The sequence below is a fragment of the Streptococcus parasanguinis genome, from assembly GCF_001074805.1.
GTDB classification, from domain to species: domain Bacteria; phylum Bacillota; class Bacilli; order Lactobacillales; family Streptococcaceae; genus Streptococcus; species Streptococcus parasanguinis_A.
The window spans coordinates 1-5183 of record NZ_JUPI01000107.1 but is presented as its reverse complement, the minus strand read 5'-3'; the positions used below and the strand labels follow the sequence as shown (position 1 = coordinate 5183).

6 protein-coding genes are annotated in these 5183 nt (G+C 42.3%); all 6 read right to left on the bottom strand.

Annotation, left to right across the window (positions count from 1 at the left end):
* Positions 1–129 precede the first annotated feature (129 nt).
* The 6 genes from ADI76_RS07210 to ADI76_RS07185 all read right to left on the bottom strand — a co-directional run bounded on the left by ADI76_RS07210 (position 130) and on the right by ADI76_RS07185 (position 5050).
* Positions 130–840, bottom strand: coding sequence for an ABC transporter ATP-binding protein (locus ADI76_RS07210; RefSeq protein ID WP_003008277.1), 711 nt, complete (start codon positions 838–840; stop codon positions 130–132).
* Positions 840–1604, bottom strand: coding sequence for an ABC transporter ATP-binding protein (locus ADI76_RS07205; RefSeq protein ID WP_003005595.1), 765 nt, complete (start codon positions 1602–1604; stop codon positions 840–842). Before ADI76_RS07205 ends, ADI76_RS07210 begins: the two co-directional genes overlap by 1 nt.
* Entirely contained in the window at positions 1604–2551 is a 948-nt protein-coding gene (locus tag ADI76_RS07200; protein ID WP_049515412.1) for a branched-chain amino acid ABC transporter permease, read from the bottom strand. The genes ADI76_RS07205 and ADI76_RS07200 overlap by 1 nt, the downstream gene beginning before the upstream one ends.
* Positions 2552–2554: 3 nt before the next feature.
* The gene (locus ADI76_RS07195; protein WP_049515409.1) at positions 2555–3424 is read right to left on the bottom strand and encodes a branched-chain amino acid ABC transporter permease; all 870 of its coding nucleotides are present in this window, start codon (positions 3422–3424) and stop codon (positions 2555–2557) included.
* 81 nt (positions 3425–3505) lie between these two features.
* Positions 3506–4663, bottom strand: coding sequence for an ABC transporter substrate-binding protein (locus tag ADI76_RS07190; protein WP_049515407.1), 1158 nt, complete (start codon positions 4661–4663; stop codon positions 3506–3508).
* 108 nt (positions 4664–4771) lie between these two features.
* Positions 4772–5050 carry a DUF2129 domain-containing protein gene (locus ADI76_RS07185; RefSeq protein WP_049515405.1) on the bottom strand — a complete coding sequence of 93 codons (279 nt, stop codon included), beginning with the start codon at positions 5048–5050 and terminating at the stop codon, positions 4772–4774.
* Between the last annotated feature and the right edge of the window lie 133 nt (positions 5051–5183).

Genomic DNA, 5183 nt, shown 5'->3' with positions numbered 1-5183 from the left:
CTAAGTCATGGAACTTCGTAGAAGTTCGCTGACGTCCGTACTCACCTAAGGAAAGTTTCTAAATTTTCTTTGTCATCAATACGAAGAAAGGTTTCGCTATCTTTTCCTTTCAAACAAACTTTAGAAATCTTATCCACCAAGGTAAGCCTTGCGGACTTCTTCTGAGGCTAAGAGTTCTTTTCCTGTTCCGGAAAGAACGACTTTCCCTGTTTCCAAAACATAACCGCGGTCTGCGATGGCAAGGGCCTTGTTGGCATTTTGCTCAATCAAGAGAACGGTTGTTCCTTGTTTTTGGATATCTTGGATGATATCAAAGATTTCTTGGATAAAGATTGGAGCCAATCCCATAGAAGGTTCATCCAAAAGCAAGAGTTTCGGCGTCGACATGAGCGCACGACCCATTGCCAGCATTTGTTGTTCCCCACCAGATAGGGTCGCTGCATCTTGGTTCTTCCGTTCTTCCAAACGTGGAAAACGAGAAAAGACTTTCTTCAAGTTGGCTTGATTTTCTTCTCGATCTTTCTTCAAGAAAGCTCCCATTTCTAAGTTTTCCATAACGGTCAAGCCAGGGAAGACATGGCGGCCTTCTGGAACTTGCGAGAGTCCTGCTGCTACAATTTTTTGAGCCGGAACTTTTTGAATCTCCTGACCCAAAAACTCGATTTTCCCAGCACTTGGACGCACCAAACCTGAAATGGTACGAAGAATAGAGGTTTTCCCAGCACCATTGGCACCAATCAAGGAAACAACTTCCCCTTCATTTACCTCGAAACTGACATCACGGACAGCCTGGATCATGCCATAGTGTACAGAAAGATTTTCAACTTTTAACATAGACATTAGGCTTCACCTCCAAGATAGGCTTCGATTACGCGTTTGTTGGTCTTGATTTCATCTGGCGTACCATGGGCAATCAAGCGACCATATTCCAATACATAAATCCGTTCGGTTACTTCCATGACCAAGCTCATATCGTGTTCGATCAGCATGATCGTAATATTGAATTCTTTTTGAATGCGACGGATCAATTGGGTCAATTCTGCTGTTTCTTGAGGGTTCATCCCTGCAGCAGGTTCATCCAAGAAGAGAATCTTTGGCTCTGTAGCAAGGGCACGAACGATCTCCAAGTGACGTTGTTGTCCGTAAGCTAAATTCTTGGCCAAGGTATCTGCTTCTTTTTCCAAACCAAAAATGGCTAACAATTCAAGAGCTTTTGCTTTCAAAGCTTCTTCATTCTTGTAATAGCTTGGCAAGCGGAAAAGACTAGCAAAGACATGTGGTTTGTGGTGATTGGCAAAGGCAATCAAGACATTGTCCAAAACGCTCAAGTCTTTAAAGAGACGAATATTTTGGAAAGTCCGTCCCAGACCACCTGCAGCAATTTTATAAGGTGCTTTACCATTTAGTAGCTGACCATCTAAGGTAATAGTCCCTTCACTTGGTTCATATACCCCTGTTAGGAGGTTGAAGAGGGTTGTTTTACCGGCACCGTTGGGTCCGATCAAACCAACCAATTCCCCTTCATTGAGTTCCATGGTCACATCCCCAACGGCTGTCAAACCACCAAAGTTTTTTGTTAAATTTTTTACTTCAAGAAGTGCCATTAGTTAGCCTCCTTTTTTGAGAGTAGTTTTTTCAAGCTGAATTCCCATGTTCCAAGAAGACCACCTGGACGGAAGATCATCACGAGAATCAAAGCCAATGAGTAAATGATCATTCGGACGCTTGAGAAGTCTTGAAGAACCATGTTCAAGATCCCCAAGACGATAGCTGCTACAACTGTTCCTGACATTGATCCCAAACCACCAAACACGACAATGATCAAGACATTAATGGTATTGGTGAAAGAGTAATCTTTAGGAACAACAGAACCAATAAAGCCGGCTTGGAGAGATCCAGCAATCGCCGCTGTGATCGCACCAAATACAAAGGCGATGACTTTAACTTTGGTCGTATTAATCCCAACAGATTCTGCTGCGATTTCATCTTCACGAACAGAAAGGGTAGAGCGTCCAATTGGACTGCGTAAGAAGTTAATCGTAAAGATCGTTGTAATCACAACAAAGAGGTAAACCAATTGCCAAGTTGTAAAGGCTGGCAAACCAAGGATCCCAGCGGCACCATTTGTTAGAGTACCACCATTGACGATCAAGATCCGGATAATTTCAGAAACCCCAAGTGTTGCAATTGCGAGGTAGTCCCCTTTCAAACGAAGGGTTGGAACCCCAACGATCAAGGCAACGAGACCTGCAATCAAGGCCCCTAAAACCATAGCTCCAAAGAAAGCACCGTAGGTTGGTGATTTGGAACCGAGAATGGCTGCAGAATAGGCACCAATGGCCATAAATCCAGCATGTCCCAGTGAGAATTGACCTGAGAAACCAACAATGAGGTTCAGGCCGACTGCAAGGATAATGTTAATCCCGATTTGTTCCAAAATTTGGATATAGAAGAGGTTGAGCACACCCGCTGCAACCAAGACTTGGATCAAGGCAAAACCTGCGACCAAAAGACCAAGCCAGACTAAATTCACTTTTAAATTTTCTTTCATGGCTTACACCTTCTCTTTCACATTTTTACCGAGGATACCTGCAGGACGGATAAGCAAGATCACAATCAAGATGGCATATACAATGGCATCACGGAAGTCTGAAAGACCAATCGCTGTAGCGAAGGTTTCCAACAAACCGATAACAAATCCACCTAGGGCCGCACCTGGAATGATTCCGATTCCTCCAAGAACGGCTGCGACAAAGGCTTTGATCCCTGGTGTCATTCCCATCAAAGGCTCGATCGAGTTGTAGTACAAACCGATCAAGACACCACCAGCACCTGCCAAGGCTGATCCCAAAGCAAAGGTAAAGCTGATCGTACGGTTTACGTTAATCCCCATCAATTGAGCCGCATCACTATCGACAGATACAGCCCGCATGGCTTTCCCCATCTTTGTCTTTTGGATAATAAATTGAAGAGCGACCATCAAGAAAACAGACACTCCCAGGATCATCAACTGAATGTTGGAGATGGAAATCGGACCGAAGTTGTAACGAACCGTGTGAATAACTTGAGGGAAGGAACGGGTATTGGCTCCTACAAAGAAGACCATCCCATATTCAAGCAAGAAGGAGACACCGATGGCTGTGATCAAGGCAGCAATCCGAGTCGAATGACGAAGCGGACGATAAGCTAGGTATTCAATCACAACCCCTAAAATAGCTGTCCCAACCATTGCTAGAAGCAAGGCTACAAAGAAGTTCACTTTCCATGAGTTCAATAAGAAATACCCCATAAAGGCACCTACCATGTAGATATCCCCATGGGCAAAGTTGATCAATTTGATAATTCCATACACCATGGTATAACCAAGGGCCAAGAGTGCATAGACACTTCCCAAGATTAGACCGTTCACTAATTGCTGGAGCATTTGAACCATCCTTTCTAACAATAAAGAGCGAGGCCAGGAATTTTTATTCTCCCAGCCTCTTGTACAAACAACAAATGATAATTATGGTTTAACAGACTCAACAGATTTGACTTTACCATCTTTCAAGCCAATCATAAGAGCTGATTTAACCGGGTTGTGGTTCTTGTCAATTGACATTGTACCAGTCACACCTTCCAAGTCTTTCAACTTCGCAAGGTTGTCTTTCAATTCGACAGAGTTCTTAGCACCTTTAGATGCTTCTGCAACCATGTAAACTGAGTCATAAGCCAAAGCTGCGAACATTGAAGGTTCTTCATTGTATTTCGCTTTGTAGGCTTCTACGAATTTCTTGGCTTTATCAGTCATTTCACCTTCAGTAGAGAATCCAGCTACGTAGTAGATATCTGTAGCTGCAGCAGGTGTTGCTTGTTCAACGAACTTCGCATCGCTAAATCCATCACCACCAATGATTGGTTGTTTGATTCCCATACCACGCGCTTGGTTTACGATCTTACCAGTTTCAGTGTAGTAACCTGGAAGAACAATCGCATCGAAGTCTTTATCTTTGATTTTTGTAAGAGCAGCTTGGAAGTCTGTATCCTTAGATTGGAACGTTTCTGTTGCTACGATTTCACCTTTATAAGATTTCTTGAAGGCTTCAGCAATCCCTTTAGCATAGTCAGATGAGTTATCGTAGTAAAGAACGACTTTCTTCGCTTTCAAGTTATCAGTTGTATATTTTGAAATGATTTTTCCTTGGAAGCTATCGATGAAGGTTGCACGGAAAAGGTAATCTTGACCTTTTGTCAAATCATCTTGAGTTGCTGATGGTGTAACCAATGGCACACCTGCTTTACCAGCATTGGCAACCGCTGCTGCAGTAGCACCTGAAGTTGCAGGTCCTACAAGAGCGTTCACTTTTGATTGGGTTACAAGGTTTGTTGTAATAGTGGCTGCTTCAGCTGTTTCAGACTTGTTATCTTTATCTGTGACAACAATCTTCTTACCGTCAGCTCCACCCTTAGCGTTGATTTCATCAACGGCCAATTGAGCACCTTTTTGTTCAGCGCTACCGTAGGCTGCTACTTCACCAGTTTTTTCAAAGTTAAAACCGACTTTTAGTTCTTTACCGATTTCGTTACCAGTTGTGTTTGAACCTGAAGTAGAAACTTCACCACAAGCAGCAAGAAGAGCGACACTTGCAATGGTTAAAAATGAAAGAGCAAATTTTTTCTTCATTTGTAATGATCTCCTTAAATGAATCTTAAATTAAATACATTAAGAATATACCGAATTATCTGACAATTGTCAATAAAAAAAACGCAATCCATCAAATGATTGCGTTTTCTATCCTTCTGTGACCACGAATGGGGTCTCCAATCGTTGTAAACTCCCCACAAAATCTGTATCTAAATCTTTGAGATGGCAAGGCAAGACCTTTTTGACATAACGTTCTTTCTTTAAGTCTTCCATGACTTGATCGGCCTTGTCGCTATCCACATACAATTGGACATAACGGCATTTCTTAGAATGGTACAAGACATCTCCGACAGATTGTAATTTTTTCCCATCTCGATTGTAATACAATTTAACAATCAAGCCTGTTCTTTCTTGTTTCTCAAACATGGTTAATCCCTTTCTAGTTCTGTTACTAGTATATCAAATTTCAAGAAAAAGAACTACTCTTTTATGAGAGCAAAAAAGAGAGTGGGACAGAAATCGGTAATTCGTTAGAATTCGATTTCGTCGTCCCACCTCC